The sequence below is a fragment of the Staphylococcus sp. HMSC057A08 genome (genome assembly GCF_001812925.1).
In the GTDB taxonomy this organism is placed as follows: Bacteria; Bacillota; Bacilli; order Staphylococcales; family Staphylococcaceae; genus Staphylococcus; species Staphylococcus hominis.
In genome coordinates this window covers 24,308-44,444 of sequence record NZ_KV810857.1, presented here as the reverse complement: position 1 = coordinate 44,444, position 20,137 = coordinate 24,308, and the positions used below count along the sequence as shown (strand labels likewise).

The window sequence follows — 20,137 nt, the reverse complement described above, 5'->3', positions numbered from 1 at the left end:
TTCAATTAATTTTTAAGCAATGGGTTTGTGTACTAACTATATCTTATCAGCCTAAGATTTTTTCATCTACACTGTAAAATTATATATTACTTTATCATCGTGATATTTAGATGTTCAATATCCATTATTTATTTAAATTTTGTGTAGTCACAAATTGATGATATTTCTCATGATATTTCATTAATTCGTCATGTGTACCTTCTCCCGTCACACGTCCTTGATCAATAAAAATAATTTGACCTGCTTTTTTAATCGTAGAGAGACGGTGTGCAATCACTATCGTTGTTCTACCTTTCATCAATACTTCTAAAGCTTCTTGAATTTTTTGTTCACTTTCACTATCAAGATTTGCAGTAGCTTCATCAAGTAACAGTATATCTGGATTTTTCACAAAACTTCTAGCGATATCAATACGTTGTCGTTGACCCCCAGACAGTTTTAATCCACGTTCGCCCACTAATGTATCGTATCCTTCATCAAATTGCATAATAAAGTCATGACAATTCGCTAATTTTGCATATTTAATTAGTTCTTCATCAGAGACAGTACGGTTAATACCATATAAGATATTATCTCGAATTGTTCCTGTCATCATAGAGTTTGACTGCATGACATATCCAATTTTGCTACGCCAATTCGTAATTGGAATATCGTAAATACTTTTATTACCATATGTAATATCACCATTATCGATATCATACATACGTTCAATTAAATTAAAAATAGTGCTTTTCCCAGAACCTGAAGGACCAACAAACGCACTAATATCGCCCTGAGGTATACGAAATGATATATGATCAAGAATCGTTTTTACATCATATTTAAATTCTACGTTATTAAATTCAAGTGCTCCATTCTCAATGTTGATATTAGCAATGGGGTTTAACTGTTCCATCGGTTCCACGGGTTCTTGCATAATTTCATAAATACGTTGACTTGCGCCTACAGCTTTTTTGTAATCAGTAACTAGTGTAGATAAGTTCATAAGCGGCATAGATAACTGCATCACATAAAAAATCATAGCTATTAAAGCACCTGCTGTAATAGCACCAGTAGCAATTCTAATTGCACCAAATCCTAAAATAATGGCTATCATTAATAACATAATCACACTTGAAATAGGTTGAATAATCGCTACTATTTTTGCCTGTCTTAAACCTAATTTATATATTTCATTTAAGTTATAATGTGCATTATTTAATTCTTTTTGTTCAGTATTAGAAATTTTTACTAAACGCATTTCTGTCAATACACGACCTAATAATCCACTAAAATTGGCAATTTCTGCTTGGGTATGTTTTGAAATTTTTTGCATACGTCTTCCAAGTGGAATCATAATACCCATAAATATTGGAATAGCTATGAAAGTCAGTAAAGTCATTTGCCAGTCCATAATAAACAGCATAATAATGGAACCAATCAATGTGATAATAGCTGGTAGTAATTGTGGTAATTTTTGAGAGATAAAATCGTTAATGACCTTAGTATCATCAGTTAAACGACTCATCAACTGACCACTTTCATTTTTGTCAAAAAATGGCATTTTCAGTTTAATCATATGCTCCCACAGTAATGAACGAATGCCATAAATCATTTTTTCTCCAATTTTACTTAAGAGATAAATACCTAAACCGCTAAGTAATGCATTAATGATAAAGATACTTGCAAATAGAACGACAATATTCCAATTAATATTATTAGTAGAAAATTTATCTACTAAGCGACCTGTAAACAGTGGAATCAATAATCCGCTAAGACTTCCTAACGAAGAAATGATAACAGCAGTTATTATTAAAGCATAGGGCCAAGACAATCGTTTAAATAGAAAAAATAATGGATTGTGTTGTTTCATAAATAAACCTCTTTAGTCATCAATTTGTATTTGTATTTTTGATATTATATTTAGTATTTATCCTAATTTAAATGTATTTTAACTGGTAATTCGGTTGTTCTTAGTATAGCATTTTATTTAAAATGTTTTATCACATAAAAATAGGAGTGCCCTAGAATTCGTTTTGAATTCACTGTTCACTCCCAAAAGGATGGGTCAAATCAAAAAATTATTGTTATCTACTTGATTTAACCAATGATTGAGACATAGCTAAACTTCTAAGGTGTCTATATGTGTCTTTAATAAATTATTATTTATTTTGCATCTTTTCCGTATAGCTCTTGTTTAATTTTAGTTGTTGAAATACCCTCAGTGCGTTTTAGATATACAACTTCACATTTGTCTTTTAGGAAGTCAAATTTACCTTCCCAGTCATGGCCCATAACAAAAACATCAACATCATAACGATCAACGTCTGTTTCTTTTTGACCCCATCCATCTTCTGGAATCACTAAATCAACGTAACGAATAGATTCTAACATCATTTTACGTTGTTCAAAATCATAATAAGATTTTTTATTTTTAATTTGGTTAAATTCATCTGTTGATAAAGCTACAATTAAATAATCGCCCATTTCACGAGCTCTTCTTAGTAATTCTATATGACCATAATGTAATAAATCATATGTACCATATGTAATGACTCTTCTCATATTTCCTTTCTCCTTTACAAATTTTTAACATTAATTAATAATCTTAATTTAGCATAAATATATTTAACATACCATTAATTTTATATTGACATGACTTTTCATCATTTACTTATTCATCATACGTTTCAATGATTGCTTTCCACTAAATACTAATTTTTTAGGCATTATTTGGGCTTGAAAACGTAAAAAACCAGGTCGCCCAATTCCTACCTCAATAAGTGTATGTCTCCATAACTCATAGGTCTCACGTGTCCAATGAGTCGCACTTTGCTCTACGGCTTGTACTATTCTAAACAATGCTTCTCCAGAATAATTTGTATGTTGCATATCTCTGATATATTGAGTGATTTTGTCTATAATTTGAAGTGTCACTTTACTGTATTTTATTAAATAAGCTTGAATGAGATAGCTGACAATTAAGTCATCCATTCGATAACTATAATATGCTTTTTCTTTGACAAGTAATAACATATCCATGACTTCACGTCGAACTTTTCTAGCATCTTCTAAGTAAGATATAAATGTATCTGCACGTTGATCTGTAATAGAACCTTCTCGCTCATTGTATCCATATACGATAAAAGGAACTAGCTGGATATCCCTTGACATTAAATAGGCACGAGTGACAAATGTATGTTCTTCACAAAATACTACATCTTCATCAAATCTTAGTGTATTAAATTTAGCTTTGAATAACTTGCCACCTGGTCCAATAGATTGAAGTATTTCTGGCGCTTCTGCTAAAGAAACCATTGCTTCACGATGAATGTCTTCGTGTGTTGGAATGACTTTCCAGTCACCATGCATCCCTCTACCGATTTGCCCAATCACAATATCTAGATGATCATTTTTCTCATAATATTGAATCATTTGATCCATTTTTCCAGGTAAAAATTGATCATCTGCATCTAAGAACATAAAAGCATCGATATCATCTGACATTGCAGAAAGACCCATATTTCTACTTTTTGCCGCTCCTTGATTGTCTTGATGATAAACAATGAGATGTTTAACTTCTTTTTGCAATTCAGTTAACACTTGTTTTGTACGATCTGTTGATCCATCGTTAATACAAATAATTTCTACATCATGTGTTGTATCAATCGATTTAACTGCTTTTCGAATTGTATTTTCAGCATTATATACTGGAATAATAACCGCTAATTTCATTCTTTCACCAACTTTTCAATAAATTTTAATACGTTTTCTAAGCTTTTTTCACTATTATATTTATGCCAATGTTTAAATAATGGTTTTATTTCTTTTTCATTATATTTAATCTTAGTTACTAATTCATCTATATGTTTCACTTTATAAAATGTTGGAATATCGCGATAAAATTGATTCAATCCACGCACCTCTTCATACTCTTTTTCGTCAAACACATAAAATAATGTAGGTTTATTGAGTAAGCTAGCTTCTATTGGTAGGGAGCTATAATCACTAATAATAATATCAGCCATCATCATTAGTTCTGACGTTGTCGCAATATGCTCACTATTAGGAATTGATGGATGAAGTTGATTAATGAGAGTATAATTGGGTAATTGCTTTTCAAAATATACTTTATCTATTTGACGATTATCCATTTGATTTTCACGATAAGTAGGCACATATAATGCTAATTTATTGGGAACATTATAATATTTTTTTAAATTTTTTTGCTCCGTCTTAAGGTCTAATTTAAAATATTTGGTTAATCGAGGTAGACCCAATTTAAGCATTTGAGTGCTCTTAGCATCAAATGCACTTTCAAAACATCTACTCATCTCTTCTCCACCGACTAAATAATAATCAGTAGCATTATAAACGCTTTTATATTGTTGAATCATTTTTTTATTATTTAAATCTACTTGATGATCCGTTAAACCAAAATTTTTTAAAGCACCTGAGGCATGCCATGTTTGGATGATGGTCTGTCCTTTTTTCTTATGATACCCTCCGAGCATAAGATAATATGTATCAATCACAATCACTTTTGCTGTACTTATCGTCTTGATATGTCTCACTATATGACTATTTCCGGCAGGAACAAAAGATACATTTTTAAATTGCTTTAGCTTAGCCCATTCTTTTTCTTTAGCAATGACGGTTAGTTCATACCCTTTCTGATTTAATTGCTCAATTATTGGCATAACGTCTTCGGGAAATGTCATTAAAATCGCAATATGATTCGATTTTAGTCGTTTAAATCTAAAAATTTGGTTTACGATAGTAATAAGTGTCATATAAATATTTTTTATCACTACTCTTGTCATCATTTAATCCCCTTACTCGTTAATAAAATAATTTATAAAGAAAGAGTAGGACAGAAATACATTGATTTTGTCTCTACTCCTTATCATTTTCACATACATCTCTATCGACATCGTCTATATTTTATATTTATTTATGATATATATGCTAAAGAGCTTGAAATGCAATCTAATACATTTCAGGCTCTCTACTAATAAATGTAAGTATTGATTTATCTAGCACACGTTTTATAAAAAATCTGCAAAATGATCTCGATATCTACGATGTAATATAGACCCTAATACAAAGAATACTATAATAATCACAATATTATAAAGAAGTAATCTCCAATGTTCAATAAAGTACCATTGATGGAATAAAATTGCTGCGCGATAAGACTCAGCTAAAAAGTATACAGGGTTAAATTTCATAATGTCATTAATTACGCTACTAATTCCAGTATCTTTTGGTATCCATAAAATAGGAGACATATAGAATAAAATTCTTAGTAATGCTTGCATAATCATCTGTGTATCACGAACAATGATTCCAAGTGTTGATGTAAAAAGTGCTACAGAAGCCACAAAGAAAAATGTTAGTGGTACGTAAATTAACAATTGTACAATATGGATAGACGGCATAATGCCATTTCCCATACAAATTGCAATAATAAGTGCTAATAAGCCAATATGGCCATAAAATTTACTTGTTACGATATAAGTTGGAATAATTGATAAAGGGAAATTCATTTTCGCTACTTGGTTAAATTTCATAGATACTGATTTCGTACCTTCAAGAATACCTTGGTTAACAAAGAACCACATGCTAATTCCTACTAGTAACCATAAAATAAATGGAATGCCATGTATTGGTTGATTACTACGAATCCCCATACCAAAGACAAACCAATACACCATAATTTGAAGTGCTGGGTTAAGTAATTCCCAAGCCATACCTAAGTAATTATTTGTATTTGTTATTTTAATTTGAAATTGTGCAAGTCGTTGCACTAAATAAAAGTTTTTTATATGTTCTTTAAAAACAGTTCCTACTGCCGACATTGAATTAAACCACACTTTCAATTGTAAATTCATAATGGCTTTTAATTTCTTTAACTACTGATTAAAATCGTTTTATTATAAAATTTCTAAATCAACGTTTAAAATGATTCATATAAATCCATTATATATTTACGCAACACATTAGTCGAAAATTTTATTAGGATAGACTTAACTCAGAAAAGAAAGTAAAATTAATATATTGTTTACAAAAAAGATACAAAATCTCATATACACTTTACACTAGGTTAATAAATTTAACAACTATTGAGTGATGTATTATAATCTATATAATAAATCATAAGAAAGGAAAAATCATGAGCGTATCTGTTAACATAAATCATGTGACAAAAGAATATCGAATATATCGCAATAATAAAGAACGTATCAAAGATGCGTTAATTCCTAAAAATAAAAACAAAACCTTCTTTGCTTTAAATGATGTGTCTATTACTGCTTATGAAGGTGATGTGATTGGTTTAGTAGGTATAAATGGTTCAGGAAAATCCACGTTAAGCAATATGATTGGTGGTTCATTATCTCCAAGTTCTGGAAATATAGATCGTCATGGTGAAGTAAGTGTCATCGCCATTAATGCCGGTTTAAATGGGAAACTGACGGGCATTGAAAATATTGAATTTAAAATGCTTTGTATGGGGTTTAAAAAGAAAGAAATTAAAAGACTTATGCCTCAAGTTATTGAATTTAGTGAGCTTGGCGAATTCATTTATCAACCTGTTAAAAACTATTCAAGCGGTATGCGTGCGAAACTCGGTTTCTCTATCAATGTAACTATTAATCCTGACATTTTAGTTATCGATGAAGCACTATCTGTTGGCGATCAAACATTTACTCAAAAATGTTTAGATAAAATATATGAGTTTAAAGAAGCAAATAAAACGATTTTCTTTGTAAGTCATAATATCAGACAAGTGCGTGAATTCTGTACTAAAATCGCTTGGATTGAAGGTGGAAAGCTAAAAGAATTTGGTGAATTAGATACAGTGTTACCTAAATATGAGCAATTTTTAAAAGATTTTAAGAAAAAATCTAAAAAAGATCAAAAAGCATTTAGACAACAACTTGATGAAAAACGTTTTGTTGTAAAGTAAAAGAGGTAGAGACCTAAGTGATTCATAGGCTTAAGTCTCATCCTCTTTTATTTTTTCTTCTTATTCTGCAATTTCCAAACTTTAAACATAAATTTAGGAATACTTTTTATACGACCTATTCGCTTCCAATCAATAAGTAATCGGTAGACCCATTCCATATTTAAATTTCTAAAAAGACGAGGCGCTCTTTTTTTAGTACCACTAAACACTTCTAATGAGCCACCTACGCCCATCATTACTGTATGCTTAAAATTACTTTCATTTTTTTGAATCCATTCTTCTTGTTTTGGAACACCCATTCCAACAAACAAATAGTCAGGATTGAAACGTTGAATTCTTTTCACTACAGTTTCATCTGACAGGTCAATATACCCATGATGATACTCAAAAGTAACATTAGGATATTTCTGTTGTAATTTGTGTTGTGCTTGCGCAACAATTTCATTTTTTGATCCTAACAAATATACCTTTTGACTTTGCTCGTTTGCAATTTTAATACATTCTTCCATAAGTTCAATACCTGGTACACGTCGCTTTAATGGTTGTTTTAATCTATTAGAAGCTTTAACTACACCTGTACCATCCGCAATGATATAACTTGCACTATTTATAAGCTTTCGATAGGTTACATGTTCAGAAGCATACACTACGATTTCAGGATTAGCAGTTACAATAAACAAGTTATCATTTGTATTATTTTCAAAAAAATGTTTAATATTTTCAACCATATCCAACATTGTCACATTATCGAATTGTACGCCTAATATATCTACTTTATCGTTTTTTTTCTTTTTTGAACTATACATTTACGTTAACTCCTTGCTTTCTTACTCTCTTTATATGTTGTAATGAATTTATAATAACCTCAACTTATTCATCATATATTATTTTTGCCATTGTATTCAAAAATACGTCTAAAGTCTAAAGGACCAGTTTATCTTAATGATTTATAATAGAAGTCACACTATTAACGTGAGGTTGATTATGGATTATTTGCAACAATTTTTAACTACGACTGTTATCTTAAATATTTATTTAGTCATTATTATAGCAATATCTTATATCATTATTCATCAAAATCGACATTGTTCTTTTAGTCAATATTTAGATATTTATTTAAATTATATTCCAGTACTGACTCATGAAATGGGTCATATTCTATTTAATAAGTTAAGTGGGGGGCATGCTAAAGATCTTGTCATTGTTGTACACCCTAGTGAACGTAAAGAAACGTTACAACAAGGCTATGCAATAACACAATCTAAATCAGTTACTGGACAATGTATTACGACATTAGGTGGATATGTCATGCCACCAATCATGTTAATGATAGGTTTTTGGACCATTCATTTTAACTATCCAAGCTTATTTTTAATCTTATATAGTTTGATATTTATGTATTACCTTATTTTAACATCTCGAAAATTGTCTCCCATTATCGTTTTAATCATTTTAATTTCATTATTGTATTTTTTATTGCAAGGCAATAATCAATTTATGATTTTTTATATCGTAGTCCTCCTATGCCATCTTATCTTAGGTGTCCTATTAGGAGAAGTTTTGCAATCTAGTTGGACAATTATATTATTGACTTTCCAAAGAGTAAAAACACATTGGGATGGTAATACTTTAGCTGAATTGACACATTTACCAACATTATTTTATAGTCTATTTTGGATTATGATTAACGGTTTCTCTTTATATTTAATATACAAATTTATGATTTAAAAACGGCTCATCATATTCAAATTGAATAGACGACCGTTTGTTTAATTTTTCTCTACAAATATATTCATTGCATTATCATAACTTAGAATCGTCATAGTTGTATCATTATTTATAATCATGACTTTGTTGGTTTTATCTTTGGATACTATTTCAATGTTATCTCCAATTGAAATGTGCTTACTGGATAGATAAACAAGTAAATCCGTTCTATCGCGAACACGTTTAATGTTTACTATGTCTCCTTCATCATATTCAAGTAATGAGTCATTATACTTTTCTTTATAAATATAATTTCTTGGAATAACTCCTCCATGCGGACAAGTTTCAGGATAATTTAACAGTTTATCTATCCTTTCTAAAAATAAGTCAGAAATTTTATGCTCTAAAATTTCCGCTTCTTGATGTACTTCTTCCCAATTATAATTTAATACTTCAATTAAAAATTGTTCTAATAAACGATGTCTTTTTATAATATCGAGTGTATGAGAGAGACCTTCTTTAGAGAGTTTTACCCCTTTATAATGTTTAGTTTCAACAAATCCAGCTTTTTCTAAACGACTTACCATTTCACTTACAGAAGGTGGTTTTATATCTAAATATTGAGATAATATTTTATTTGAAACGAAAGCGCTATCACCACCATTAGTTAGAATTGCTTTGAGATAATCCTCTTTTTCTTCAGTTAACATGATTTCACCTCATAAACAGTTTCATCTTATTGTATCACGAATGGTTGCGTAATGTGATTGTCTTATATTATCTTACAATAAGAGGAATATATCTTAAATTTCAATGTTAAACCTTCCATTTATACTTAAAAAAACCTAAGACATAGCGAGTTGTCTTAGGTTTAGTATTAATCATTATTGAATTATTAAATTAGTCAGTTAAACTGTCTACAATAACCATTTCATCATAGTTAATTGCCTCACGTAATTTTAAAGCTGTCGCTTCTGTAATCTCTTCATCACTAATAAGTTCAGTTAAAATACGACGTTGCTCTCTTAAAGCATTCAACTTAATTTTAGTAATTGAATCTTCAGAACGTGTGTTAAAGAAGTTAGATGGTGATAAGTTGTCTATTCTCATTAAATATCCATCACATATCATACCCACTTCTAATTTATTGTCTTCATTTGCCTCCTCCACAAGTCGGCTTACAACATTATAATGGACTCTTTTATTGATTTTAGAAAGTTCCATTAAGTTTTCAGTAACACTTAATGATGAAGCTGCATTTGTACGTGTACGAATATGACGTTTCAAAAGTAATCCTCTAATTCCAACAATAATACGACGAATGAGTGAAGCTTGTCTATAAACTTGTGTACGTTCAGCAAAACGCATATAGTTTTCTAGCATGCTTTCCGTAATTTCGCCTTCATCTGCTAATTTTTCAAGTGTTTTTGTTTCTACGTTAAAAGCAATGCGTTGTAAACGTTCAAGCTCTTTTGAATTCTCGTCATCTTTTTCTACTGATTTTAGGAAAGTTAATTTATCATGATATTCTTTAATAACATTTCCATATCGATAGCTTGTTTCAAAGGAGGAATGTTTGTTTAAATAATCAATCACGTGTTCTAAAATATAAATTCTTGCTTCTTTAAAATTCATACTTCCTATTTTAGGTTGAGGTGCATTTTTCGTAACAAAAGGTAAAATGATTTGTGCAATGACCAAGCTTAAGATAACCATTCCTGAAGAAATAAAAAGTAAATCATTACGATACTTAAAGGCTTCATGATTTTGTAAATAGTAAGGTAACGTTAATGCGATGGCAAGTGAAATTGTTCCATGAACACCACAAAATGTCATAATTAACGCATACATACTTCGTTTAGGTGGTTTCTCTTTCGTATTTGTCCCCTCATCATTCATTAATTTTTGGAATGGACTGACTGATAGATAAAATAAAGGATATAGTACATAAACCCAAATAAATCTAAATACATATACAGCCAATGCTACTAATAAAGTAATTCCTATTAAGAAAAGTAAGTTATGTGGTTCACTTTTAATAATTTTTACAATGACTTCCGGCACTAAGAAACCAAGTATCGAGAATACAAAACCATTTAGTGCATAGCCTAAAATATTCCACGTATGGTTATAACTTAGTTGAAGGCGTGTACGTGTTTGAGCAATACGGTCACGTTCAAAACCATGAACAAGTCCGGCCACTACAGCAGCAATGATACCTGAAGCATGGAATAATTCTGCCACAAGATAGGTTACAAATGGTGTTAACAATTGAAGAAATACAAACATATTAATATTTTCAATACCACGTCGTGTTAACGTTAGACGGAATCGAACAAGTAATATACCGATGAACAATCCTACAATGGCCCCTCCTATTGAAGCAATTAAGAATTGTTGAATCGCTTCAAATAATGAGAAAGCGCCAGTAACAAGTATCCCTACTGCTATTTTAAATGAAATGATACCTGCAGCATCATTTAATAAAGACTCACCTTCTAAAATCGTCATTGCACCTTTTGGTAATACTTTACCTTGAGTAATAGCTTGCACTGCCGGAGCATCGGTAGGACAGAGAATTGCGGCAATCGCAAACGCTGCACCAATTGGTAAATCTGGCCATACTAAGTGAATAAATAACCCTACACCTATGACGGTAGTAATTACTAAACCTAATGCCATTAACATGACAGGCTTAATATATCTTCGTAAATGTACCCTAGATACATTAACACCTTCAACAAATAATAAAGGTGCAATGGTCGCTAGCATAAAGAGTTCAGAATCAAAATTGAATTCAACTGGTACAGGCAATATAAAGAGGATCATTCCTAATATGATTTGAATAAATGCAAGAGGTACTTTAGGAATAAAAGTATGAACAAAGGAGCTTACAATAACAACAGCTAGAAATATGAGAATCGTTTCAAATATTTCCAAACTTTCACCCCATTATTTCATATTTAATTTGAGATATAAGATACATTGTCATCTTATGTATTCTAAACGTATATAGTTATTATCTACCGTTTTTATGCTCTCAATCAATATCAATTTTATCATTAAACTATATTCAGATTAACTAACTTGCACTTTCAAAATAATTCATTTAAAAATTATTAAGATTTACAATTATTCTTCTAAATCTTCAATATTTTTATCACCTTGTTGTTTTCTTTCTTCAGCTCTATGGTTTTTAATATCATAATACAGTTTTTCTCGTTGTTCTTCTCTTTTTTTAGCACGATTTTTTAACTCCTCCCTTGTATTAAATTCTTTTGAACTTAATAAAATGGAAGATTGTCTTGGTGCATCATCTTTTCTATACATATATGCTCCAGTTCGATAAGCTGCTCTAGCAACAAGGTGCATACCAACAGCAGACGTTAAATTAATAAAGACAATGGATAATAATAAACGAACACTAAAGAAACCTTGCACCGTTGTAAAGTATATTAATACCCCGATTAAAGTAAGTAATACAGAAAGCGTTGAACTTTTCGTGGAAGCATGACTACGTAAAAAAACATCTTGAAATTTTACAATGCCTATTGCACTAATCACTGCAATAATACTTCCTAGAAAAATAAGGATAGACGCAATCAACTCAGTGACGCTTTTTATGAGTTCCATTGAATACCCGACCTCCTCCAATAAATCTAGAAATAGATACAGAGCTTACAAATGAAATAATCGCAATTAACATAATTGAATCTAAATACGCATCAGTACCATAAATCACGCTAACCACCCCAACAATGCACATAATTACAGCACTGGCTGCATCAAATGCTACGACTCTGTCTGCTGTTGTAGGACCTTTAATCAAACGAAACAATCCAATAATAAATGCAATACCAAATAATATTAAAGCTCCTGTACTAAAAAAGTTAGTCATCGCTTGGATCATCGTGACACCTCCATAATTAAACGTTCATATTGTTTAATACTTTTTAACAAATTAGCTTTTTCATTTTCAGAAATGTCTATACTATGAATAAAAAATTTATTGGTTAATTTTGAAATTCTAATCACTGTCGATCCAGGCGTAATAATAATTAAAATGGTTAAAAATGTAATGGCCCAATCACTTTTTAACTCTGTTTCATATGTGAGAAGACCAGGATTCATATCTTTTGTTTTAAATAAAATATATTTAATGATACTAAGACTTGAAGTAATTAACTGATACAAATATATGGCTAAAAACTTAATAGCTACCCATATTTTTACTAAATAAAATTCTTGACCAAAGAATCGATGAAGTATATAAATGATAATTAATCCTATAAGATAGCCAGATACAAAGGTAGAGAATAAAAAAGAACCTTGGTCTTGAAAGAGTACCCATAGAAAAGCAATTAAGATATTCAATACAATTTGTCTCATTTATTCTCCTCCTTTAAATGTGGATTAACTAAGTGATGGAAGTAAACATCATTTGTATTTAACTCTGTTGCATTTTTAGTAACATTCATAACAATTGGTGCCGCAAGACCCATAACTAGTACAACTACAGTTAGTATGCCAATCATACATTTTCGATGAACAGGCAATGGGTTGTAATCAACTTGCTCGCCATCTGCATCTCCAAAGTACATAATAAATAGTATTCTAAATAGACTATACATTGCTAAAAGACTTGTTAAAATCATGAGCGCTAATCCAATATAATTACCATTTTGAACCGCACCTTGAAAAATAAGCACTTTACCAGGGAACCCACTAAATGGAGGAACTCCGCCAATCGCGAAAATCATAACGATAAATGCTACGCCAAAGAAAGGCTCTCTCTTTGCCAAACCATATAAATACTTATATTCTCTATAACCAGACATATAAACTAAACTACCAATAATAAAGAATAATAATGTCTTTACTACAATATCATTTGTTAGATAAAAAATAGCACCATGAATTCCAGCAAATGTATTTGATCCTAAGCCTAAAATAATAAAACCAATTGATAAAATAACTTGATATGCTGCAATTTTCTTTATGTCTTTAAATGCAATGACTCCAAAAGCACCAATAATCATCGTAATACAAGACATAAATACAAGTATGGGGTGTGTAATATTTGGATGTTGATCAAATAATAAAGTAAAGAAACGAATTAAAGCATATGCTCCCACTTTCGTCATTAAAGCTGCAAATAAAGCTGCGAGCTCAGTATTTAATACTGCATAAGCTTTAGGTAACCACATAAATAAAACTAACGATGCTTTTGAGCCAAATGCAATCATAAATACAATTGCAATGACCACTACCATTTCATTATTGTGAATATCATCTAAGCGTAATGCAACTTGAGAAAAGTTTAATGTCCCTACTAATTTGTAAAGTAAGCCAATACCTAATAAAAATAACCAAGAACCAATAATATTTAAAACAACATAGACAATGGCTGCTCTTAATTGTTCTATTGATTGTCCTAATGTTACAAGCACAAATGATGCAAGCAACATAATTTCGAACATCACATAGAGGTTAAATAAATCAGAAGTTAAAAAAGCACCAATCACACCGGTAGTTAAAAATAAAATAAATGTTGGTAAATAATAGCGATTCACACGTTCTTCAGCAGGTCCAAATCCATACGCCATAATTAAAGTCACTACAAAAGAAGCGACTGTTACCATGAGTAAACTTAAAGTATCACCTAAAAATTGAATACCAAAAGGTGCTTTCCAACCACCAAAATCTAAAGTGATTGGTTTATGATTCATCACATAAATCAATAAAGCTAGCGAAATAAGCGTATTAACCGTCATTGTTCCAATATATAAAATCTTCGAAACTCTATTTTTATTCTTCGTAAATACAAGTAATAATGCACAAAGAAGTGGTAAGAGAATCGGAAGGATTAATAAGTTACTGTTCATCATCTTCATCCTCCCTAAGCACATCAATTTCTGATTCTTTTGTAACACGATATGTTCGATAAACTAATACAAGTAAGAAAGCTGTCATACCAAATCCAATAACAATTGCAGTTAAAACAAGTGCTTGCAATAATGGATCGACATAGTTGGTATTTGAACCACGAATAAGCGGTTCTGTTACGTGGTCACTATAATGACCCATACTCATAATAATCAAATTACCAGCATGCGTATAAATCGAAATCCCTACAATAATACGAATTAAATTTAAAGATAATATCATGTATGTCGCTAAGAATACGAGAAATCCTATGATAAGTAATAAAATAAGATTCATGATTTACCCCCACTCAATGCCAACATAATTGTGACAATCACACCCACTACTGAAAGTACTATGCCTAATTCGAAAATCGTCACTGTAGTAATATGCATTTCATTAAATATTGGTAAATGAAGTGTAAATTCACTTTGATATAAAAATGATTTGCCAAAAAAGGTAGGCGCAATTGCTGTGATTAAAGAAATAAGTGCTCCAATAATCATTAATTTTCTAAAGTCGATAGGTAAACTATCCAATACTTTTTTTACATCGAAAGCTAAAAACATCAAGATAAAAGCTGAGCTAAAGACGAGACCACCAATAAATCCTCCTCCTGGATTATTATGACCTGCTAAATAAATGTAAAAACCAAAAGTAAGTAAAATGAATACAACAATTTTAGTTACTGTTTTTAAGACTACGTCATTTTCTTTCATCTTGACCCCTCCGATCTTTGTAATTTAATAATGTATAAATACCTAAACCAGCAATAATTAATACTAAACCTTCAAACATAGTATCAAGTGCTCTAAAATCACCTAAAATGGCATTCACAATATTTTTACCACCTGTGAGTTCTTTTGCATTCATATAATATTTAGAAATTGTTTCTAAACCATCACCTTGTTGTGCCATAAACACAAGGGTTACCACTGCGCCTGCAAAAATGAATGCTACAACAATTTTCATCATTTCTTTTTTCTTATCTGCTTTCTTACGTGAAATATTGGGTAAGCGTGAAAAACTAACAATGAATAATATTGTAGTCATCGTCTCTACTACAAGTTGTGTTAAAGCTAAATCAGGTGCTCTCATGATCAAATAAAATAATGCAACTGAATAGCCAATAATTCCATTTAATATTACCATCGTTAAACGTTGTCTTATAAAGACAAGTGCTATACCAACAACACTGATTGAAATAGCAAGCAGTACTTCTAAAGATCCAAAGTCAGTAACATGCATTAGATGTAGTTTCGGAAACCCTACTCTTAAAAAGCCATACGCTACAAATAGTGAAAACACTAAAAGTGTAATCACATTATAGTAGTTTAATCGGTTCGTCATTACACCACGAATACTACAGCCAGCATAATGTTCAAATACACTATAAGCTTTACGATAGGAATTTGTAATAGACGCTGTTTTGATTAAGCGATGCGTTAACACTTTCCAATTTACTTTTGTTGCTAAAATAATTCCTAAAATAATAACAATGATACTAAAAATAAGTGGTAAATTAATGCCATGCCACTGGGATACATGTGGTGCCATCTTATCGACTTGGATACCTAAGTTTGTGACATTTCTTAATGCAGGTAAAACAATCGGATGCGTAAAGGTATTTGGGATAAAGAAGATAACAGGTAGCATCACAGCAAAGATCATTGCTGGTAAACTGAACAACCATGGCTCATGAATATGCTTTTTAGGAACTTCTTTTTCATTAAATTCTCCCCAATATGTTTCTTTTAGCATGTAAACTGCATAGACAAACGTGAATATACTTGCAATCACGCCTAATGCCACAATTATGATGGTTAAAGTTAAACTAAATTGCTCTAATTCAATAGATTTAACTAAAGAATCAAAAAACATTTCTTTACTTAAAAAACCATTTAAAAATGGTACTCCTGCCATTGATAATGCAGCAAGCGTCATACTCAAATGCATTTTAGGAAAGAATTTTCTCATGCCATTTAATTTTCTAATATCTCTTGTGCCCGCTTCATGATCAATAATACCTACGCCCATAAATAACGTACATTTAAATAATGCATGATTCATGACATGGAACAAGCCTGCAAATAAAATTAATGTGTAAATTTTAGCCATTGGTCCGCTTGGATGCTGCGCAATACCTCCACCTAAACCGACCATTGTCATAATCATCCCAAGTTGACTAACTGTAGAATAGGCAAGAATTCCTTTCAAATCGTATTGTCTTAAAGCTGTAAGAGATCCAAACATCATTGTGATTAATCCTACAAAAGTAACAATATAAATATAACTATTACTTAAGCCTAATACAGGTGTGAATCTAAAAAGTAAAAATATACCTGCTTTAACCATTGTTGCTGAATGTAGATAGGCACTTACAGGGGTTGGGGCAGCCATAGCTTTAGGTAACCAAATATGAAATGGAAATTGAGCTGATTTTGTGAAAGCTCCAATAAGCATCATAATGATCATTGGAATAAATAAAGGATGCTCGCTAATATGATGACCTTGCGATAAAATTTCAGTAATTGTATTCGTACCTGTCATTATGTACAACATAATAAAACCTGTTAATAATGTTAAGCCGCCAAATACCGTAATCATAAACGACTGTATTGCACCTAGCTGACTATTTGCATTACTATACCAATACGAAATAAGTAAGAAAGATGAAACACTTGTGAGTTCCCAGAAGATATACATAAGGATGGTATTATTAGATATTACTATACCTAACATACTAAACATAAATAAAAGTAAGTATATGAAGAATCTAGGTAAGTTATCACCATTAGGTGTTAAATATTGAGTAGCGTAAAAGAAAACAGCTATCCCTATAATAGAAATAATTAAAGCAAACATTAATCCAAGTCCATCTAGTCTTAAATCTAAATTCAAATCAATGGCTGGCATCCAAGCTATTTTAAAAGAAATCACTTTCTGATGAAGTACATTAGGAATTTGAGATAAGAAGTAAACAGAAGCAATCACTGGAGCGAATAGGGAAATATATCCTGCATAGCGTCTTAGAGGTCTAATAAATAAAGTGATTAGAACCATACCTATGATTAGTAAAAGTGCCCCTAGTAAATAAATTAAACTCATCAAAGCCCTCCTTTTTATAAATTTAAAGCAATAATTGTATGATGATCTTCTTTAGGTGACAAACCAATAAATTTCAAAGTTTCATGCGTAGTCTGGTGTCCTAAATATTTTTGAATAATCGCAATAGAAATACCCGATTTATAAGCATGATATGCAAAAGTTTTACGTAGAGTAGTTAAACCAATATGTAAAAGGCCTAATTCTTTAGCTGCGTGGTGAATAATTCGATAAGCTTGCTGACGTGAAAGTTCTTTATGTGTACGAAGAGACTGAAATAAAAGATGATGATCTTTCAACTGATTTTCATAGATATATGTATCAAATTCATTTCTTAAATCAGAAGGTATCATAATTTTGATAAATGGAGCGCCTTGTTGAATCCAAGCTGTCTTTATTTCTTTATTTTCCTTATTCTTTATATCTTCAACTTTAAGATGTAATAAGTCAGTAAGTCGCATACCTGTGTGTATCGCCAGTTTAAATAAAAGATAATCTCTGTCTGATTTCGTTTGTAACACGTGATACATCTTCTTAATATCATTCTTTTTCTTAATAGGTTCTACATAATTCATTTATCCACCTCAAAAAAGTTTCTTATTTAATGATATATCATATTTTAGTAACATTGAAATATTTCGCTCAACTTTTTTTGATTTCAAGTTACTTTTTTTAAAAATATTTTCGATATATAAAGTGTAAGGAGGTGAAAGTAAGATGAACGAAATTACTCAGTTATCTGTTATATGTACTCACGTTACACATGATACAAATGGAAAAGCTAAAGAAATTAAACGTCGATTTAATAATATTAATACACGTGCTTCTGAAGCAGACATCAAATCATTTGTAACAACAATTTCAAATTTGATTGAAGAATCTTTCGATAAAGTTGAAGTTGTAAAAACCCAAGGATTAGTTTAATGAATGATTTTATTAAAAAGGAGGTATGAACAATGTCAAAAACTTTAGAACTCATATTTAAGACAAATCTAAACAAAACAGCTAAGTTACAATTACCACAAATTTCAGCAACAATAACAGAGGCAAATGTACAATCAGCAATGGAAAATATCGTTAAATTAGATGTTTTAAGATTTACCAGTGGCGCTCCAAGCAAAGTCGCTTCAGCTCAGATTGTAGATAAAACAACAACAGTTTTATTTGAATTAAATTAATTGACATAGTAGACGTATGTTACAATATCAAATTTTACTTCACGTCTTCTAAACAGTAGATTGAGAATGGATAAAGCGTTCTAAAAGAGTTTTATCCGTTCTCTTTTTTTAGTATAGAATTTTTTTATAAATTTACGTATAATAATCGTATTTGATAGTAAAAATAATGGAGGAATTACGTTTGCTTTTTTTATTTATACTTGGAATTATTGCTGGTATGATGGTTCCTATTCAAACATCGATTAATTCTAGATTAGGTCGATTTACAGAGTCATCTTTTTATGCCTCTACGATTTCTTTTTTTGTAGGAACTCTATTTTTATTAATACTTAATATCATTTTTAATATCCAAATGTTCTCAAGCTCATTTTATGCTGGTCACTCTATTGATTATCATTGGTGGGTTGGTGGCTTGCTTGGTGTATGTTTCTTAACAGGTAACTTATTACTTCTTCCAAGATTAGGTGCAGCACTTACGGTTGTGATGACAGTGGCTGGTCAAATTATAATGGGTGTTATTATTGATACATTGGGGTTACTTGGGGCCAATCAAACATCTTTTACTTTTTTAAAAGGTATGGGGATTATCGTTTTATTGTTCGGAATTCTTCTTATGAACCATCTACCTAAAAATAAACTTAAAGATAAAAGAAATATCTCACTTTATATTTGGTTGTTAATTGGCTTTATTTTCGGATTTGCGCCTCCGCTACAAACTACAATCAATAGCGGGCTTTCAAAGCAAATGGATTCTTCTTTATTCGCTGCACTAGTTTCTTTTACTGTTGGAACTATTGCGTTATTTATTCTAACAATAATATTTAATAGAAGTCTAAAAATTAAACTATCACAACAGCATCTCGGTCGTATTAAACCACTCTATTTTATTGGTGGGATTTTAGGCGTCGTATTCGTTACATCTAATATTATATTAATGCCTTATTTAGGTGCTGCTCTTACAACTATTGTTGCAATGCTTGGCCAAATGATAATGGGCGTCATTATTGATCACTTTGGCATTGGTGTACCTAAAAATGAAATGACTTTCCGTAAATTTATAGGATTAATCGCTATAGCAATTGGTATTGTTTTATTACGTTTATTTTAATGGCTACTAAAATTAAACTTTTATCTAAATCTTCGTCTTCTTAATGCAATAATTGAGAAGACTTTTTTGATGTCATCATTTCGCTATGTTGTATTTAGCTCTAAACTTGTATAATAAATGCATATTAATGTTTAGAGGTGATTATATTTGAAAAAGTTTTTATCC

Annotated in this window: 21 protein-coding genes; 5 read left to right on the top strand and 16 right to left on the bottom strand. The window is 30.6% G+C overall.

From position 1 onward, the window contains the following. Positions 1-124: 124 nt before the first annotated feature. From HMPREF2881_RS07445 to HMPREF2881_RS07425, 5 genes are all read right to left on the bottom strand, one after another. Complete coding sequence (locus HMPREF2881_RS07445) at positions 125-1,852, bottom strand: ABC transporter ATP-binding protein (RefSeq protein ID WP_002449126.1); 1,728 nt, start codon at positions 1,850-1,852, stop codon at positions 125-127. A gap of 293 nt (positions 1,853-2,145) precedes the next feature. Then, complete coding sequence (gene tagD / locus HMPREF2881_RS07440) at positions 2,146-2,544, bottom strand: glycerol-3-phosphate cytidylyltransferase (protein ID WP_002449131.1); 399 nt, start codon at positions 2,542-2,544, stop codon at positions 2,146-2,148. 105 nt (positions 2,545-2,649) lie between these two features. After that, complete coding sequence (locus HMPREF2881_RS07435) at positions 2,650-3,714, bottom strand: glycosyltransferase family 2 protein (RefSeq protein WP_002449133.1); 1,065 nt, start codon at positions 3,712-3,714, stop codon at positions 2,650-2,652. Next, positions 3,711-4,805 carry a teichoic acid glycerol-phosphate primase TarB gene (gene tarB / locus HMPREF2881_RS07430; RefSeq protein WP_002449153.1) on the bottom strand — a complete coding sequence of 365 codons (1,095 nt, stop codon included), beginning with the start codon at positions 4,803-4,805 and terminating at the stop codon, positions 3,711-3,713. Before tarB ends, HMPREF2881_RS07435 begins: the two co-directional genes overlap by 4 nt. Before the next feature lie 222 nt (positions 4,806-5,027). After that, positions 5,028-5,840: an ABC transporter permease gene (locus HMPREF2881_RS07425; RefSeq protein WP_002449143.1), complete on the bottom strand. Its 813-nt coding sequence runs from the start codon at positions 5,838-5,840 to the stop codon at positions 5,028-5,030. A 314-nt stretch (positions 5,841-6,154) separates the two neighbouring features. On the opposite strand from HMPREF2881_RS07425, the gene tagH reads away from it, so the two are divergent. After that, positions 6,155-6,949 carry a teichoic acids export ABC transporter ATP-binding subunit TagH gene (tagH, locus tag HMPREF2881_RS07420; protein WP_002449138.1) on the top strand — a complete coding sequence of 265 codons (795 nt, stop codon included), beginning with the start codon at positions 6,155-6,157 and terminating at the stop codon, positions 6,947-6,949. Positions 6,950-6,996: 47 nt separating this feature from the next. Here the strand turns inward: tagH and tarA are convergent, their stop codons facing one another. Next, on the bottom strand, positions 6,997-7,755 hold the full coding sequence (tarA, locus tag HMPREF2881_RS07415; protein ID WP_070653681.1) for an N-acetylglucosaminyldiphosphoundecaprenol N-acetyl-beta-D-mannosaminyltransferase TarA: 759 nt from the start codon (positions 7,753-7,755) through the stop codon (positions 6,997-6,999). 178 nt (positions 7,756-7,933) lie between these two features. Between tarA and HMPREF2881_RS07410 the strand changes: the two genes are divergently transcribed. Continuing rightward, the gene (locus tag HMPREF2881_RS07410) at positions 7,934-8,677 is read left to right on the top strand and encodes a M50 family metallopeptidase (protein WP_002488574.1); all 744 of its coding nucleotides are present in this window, start codon (positions 7,934-7,936) and stop codon (positions 8,675-8,677) included. 41 nt (positions 8,678-8,718) lie between these two features. Here the strand turns inward: HMPREF2881_RS07410 and HMPREF2881_RS07405 are convergent, their stop codons facing one another. From HMPREF2881_RS07405 to HMPREF2881_RS07360, 10 genes are all read right to left on the bottom strand, one after another. Further along, the gene (locus HMPREF2881_RS07405) at positions 8,719-9,366 is read right to left on the bottom strand and encodes a metal-dependent transcriptional regulator (RefSeq protein WP_002449140.1); all 648 of its coding nucleotides are present in this window, start codon (positions 9,364-9,366) and stop codon (positions 8,719-8,721) included. 190 nt (positions 9,367-9,556) lie between these two features. Continuing rightward, complete coding sequence (locus HMPREF2881_RS07400; RefSeq protein WP_002449154.1) at positions 9,557-11,596, bottom strand: cation:proton antiporter; 2,040 nt, start codon at positions 11,594-11,596, stop codon at positions 9,557-9,559. A 192-nt stretch (positions 11,597-11,788) separates the two neighbouring features. After that, entirely contained in the window at positions 11,789-12,289 is a 501-nt protein-coding gene (locus HMPREF2881_RS07395) for a Na+/H+ antiporter subunit G (RefSeq protein ID WP_002488566.1), read from the bottom strand. Further along, positions 12,264-12,566: a Na+/H+ antiporter Mnh2 subunit F gene (mnhF2, locus tag HMPREF2881_RS07390; protein ID WP_002449139.1), complete on the bottom strand. Its 303-nt coding sequence runs from the start codon at positions 12,564-12,566 to the stop codon at positions 12,264-12,266. Before mnhF2 ends, HMPREF2881_RS07395 begins: the two co-directional genes overlap by 26 nt. Next, positions 12,563-13,045, bottom strand: a complete 483-nt coding sequence (gene mnhE2 / locus HMPREF2881_RS07385) for a Na+/H+ antiporter Mnh2 subunit E (protein ID WP_002449146.1) — start codon at positions 13,043-13,045, stop codon at positions 12,563-12,565. Before mnhE2 ends, mnhF2 begins: the two co-directional genes overlap by 4 nt. After that, positions 13,042-14,541, bottom strand: a complete 1,500-nt coding sequence (gene mnhD2, locus HMPREF2881_RS07380; protein WP_002488594.1) for a Na+/H+ antiporter Mnh2 subunit D — start codon at positions 14,539-14,541, stop codon at positions 13,042-13,044. The genes mnhE2 and mnhD2 overlap by 4 nt, the downstream gene beginning before the upstream one ends. Next, positions 14,531-14,878, bottom strand: coding sequence for a Na+/H+ antiporter Mnh2 subunit C (mnhC2, locus tag HMPREF2881_RS07375; protein ID WP_002448875.1), 348 nt, complete (start codon positions 14,876-14,878; stop codon positions 14,531-14,533). Before mnhC2 ends, mnhD2 begins: the two co-directional genes overlap by 11 nt. Then, positions 14,875-15,300 carry a Na+/H+ antiporter Mnh2 subunit B gene (mnhB2, locus tag HMPREF2881_RS07370; protein WP_002455676.1) on the bottom strand — a complete coding sequence of 142 codons (426 nt, stop codon included), beginning with the start codon at positions 15,298-15,300 and terminating at the stop codon, positions 14,875-14,877. The genes mnhC2 and mnhB2 overlap by 4 nt, the downstream gene beginning before the upstream one ends. Further along, on the bottom strand, positions 15,287-17,689 hold the full coding sequence (locus HMPREF2881_RS07365; protein WP_002488586.1) for a DUF4040 family protein: 2,403 nt from the start codon (positions 17,687-17,689) through the stop codon (positions 15,287-15,289). Before HMPREF2881_RS07365 ends, mnhB2 begins: the two co-directional genes overlap by 14 nt. 14 nt (positions 17,690-17,703) lie before the next feature. Then, positions 17,704-18,261: a tyrosine-type recombinase/integrase gene (locus tag HMPREF2881_RS07360; RefSeq protein WP_002488575.1), complete on the bottom strand. Its 558-nt coding sequence runs from the start codon at positions 18,259-18,261 to the stop codon at positions 17,704-17,706. A 142-nt stretch (positions 18,262-18,403) separates the two neighbouring features. Here HMPREF2881_RS07360 and HMPREF2881_RS07355 point away from each other — a divergent pair, with 142 nt between their 5' ends. The 3 genes from HMPREF2881_RS07355 to HMPREF2881_RS07345 all read left to right on the top strand — a co-directional run bounded on the left by HMPREF2881_RS07355 (position 18,404) and on the right by HMPREF2881_RS07345 (position 19,972). Continuing rightward, positions 18,404-18,610 carry a sigS mRNA-stabilizing protein SroA gene (locus HMPREF2881_RS07355; RefSeq protein ID WP_002448893.1) on the top strand — a complete coding sequence of 69 codons (207 nt, stop codon included), beginning with the start codon at positions 18,404-18,406 and terminating at the stop codon, positions 18,608-18,610. A gap of 32 nt (positions 18,611-18,642) precedes the next feature. Further along, the gene (locus tag HMPREF2881_RS07350; protein ID WP_002448911.1) at positions 18,643-18,864 is read left to right on the top strand and encodes a DUF2922 domain-containing protein; all 222 of its coding nucleotides are present in this window, start codon (positions 18,643-18,645) and stop codon (positions 18,862-18,864) included. Between the two features lie 181 nt (positions 18,865-19,045). Then, positions 19,046-19,972, top strand: a complete 927-nt coding sequence (locus HMPREF2881_RS07345; RefSeq protein WP_002488568.1) for a DMT family transporter — start codon at positions 19,046-19,048, stop codon at positions 19,970-19,972. The last annotated feature ends 165 nt before the right edge of the window (positions 19,973-20,137 follow it).